The following is a 1384-nucleotide window of genomic DNA, read 5'->3' as shown; positions in this document are numbered from 1 at the left end:
CTCAACGCCAGCGAGCGCGCCGGCGTCGCCGCGATCAGCAGCGGCGGCGCGCCGGCCGCCGCCTCGGTGCCGGCACCGAACATCAGCGCGGCCGCATCCGGCGGCGTGATGTTGCGCAGCACGCGCGGCGTGATCAGCAGCACGATCTCGCTCTTGTCGCGGTTGCGCACCGTGTTGCCGAACGCGCGCCCGATGCCCGGCAGGTCGCCGAGCCCCGGCAGCTTCGAGAAGGTCTCGCGGTCGTTGTCGTTGATCAGCCCCGCCAGCACCTGCGTCTGGCCGTCGCGCAGGCGCAGGTTGGTCTGCGCGCTGCGCGTGCCGAGGCGGAACGCCGTCGAGCCGTCGGCGGCCTGGATGCGCTCCAGGTTGGTCGTGACCTCCAGGTTGACCTTGATGCCAACCTCGTCGTCGAGGTACACGGTCGGCTCGACCTCCAGCTTCAGGCCGACGTCCAGGTACGACACCGACGATGCGACGCCGGCGTTCTGCACCGCCGTGGTCGTGAAGACCGGCAGCTTCTCGCCGATCAGCACCCGCGCCTTCTCGTGGTTCTTCGCGCGGATGCGCGGGTTGGCCAGCAGGTTCACGTTGGTGTCCTGCGACTGCAGGCCGAGGCGCAGCGCCGGGTTCGCGATCGTCGCCGCCAGCGACGCATGGTTGACTTCGATGCGGCCGGCCGGCACGCGGCCCGAAGTCGGCAGCAGCGATTCGACCCTCAACTCGGTCGGGAACTGGATGCCGAGGTCGATCGCGCGGCTGCGGCTGATCTCCAGCACCTCCACCTCCATCATCACCTCGGGCTCGGCGATGTCGATCGACTCGATCAGCCGCTCGGCCAGCCGCACGGCGTCCGGCGTGTCGCGCACCGCGACCATGTTGAGCTTCTCGTCGACGTGCACCTCGCGCGTCTTGCCCAGCGTGCGCAGCAGCGCCTGGGCCTGCTTGGCATCGGCGTTGGTCAGGTAGAAGACGCGGGCCGTCAGGTCCTGGTAGTCGCGCTGCTTGGCCGTGGTGGCCGGGTAGATCAGCAACGAGTTGTCGTTGAGCACCTTGCGGTCGAGCTGCTGGGTCAGCAGCAGCAGCCGGATCACGTCGTTGACCGGGCTGTTGCGCACCGTCAGCGTGACGCGCGCGTCGGGCCGCACGTCGCGGTCGAACACGAAGTTCAGCTGCGCGCTGCGCGAGATCACGTCGAAGGCGTTGCGCAGCGGCGTGTCGCGCAGCTCCAGCGTGATGTTGCTGTTGAGCGCGGCCTTCAGCGTCGGCGAGGCGATCTCGGCGTTCATCTGCCGCTCACGAAGCCGGGCCAGCGCCTTGCGGGCCGCCGCGTGGCCGGGGTCCTGCGCCAGCACGCGGCGCAGCACGGCCTCGGCGTCGGCGAGCC

Annotated in this window: 1 protein-coding gene; it reads right to left on the bottom strand. The window is 70.2% G+C overall.

From position 1 onward, the window contains the following. The coding region (locus tag ACXJLU_RS33325; protein ID WP_457338002.1) for a secretin N-terminal domain-containing protein at positions 1–1384 on the bottom strand (1384 nt) is incomplete at both ends.

The organism is Rhizobacter sp. P5_C2 (assembly GCF_054049715.1).
The sequence above is the reverse complement of the archived record's forward strand: the minus strand, read 5'-3'. Positions and strand labels throughout refer to the sequence as shown.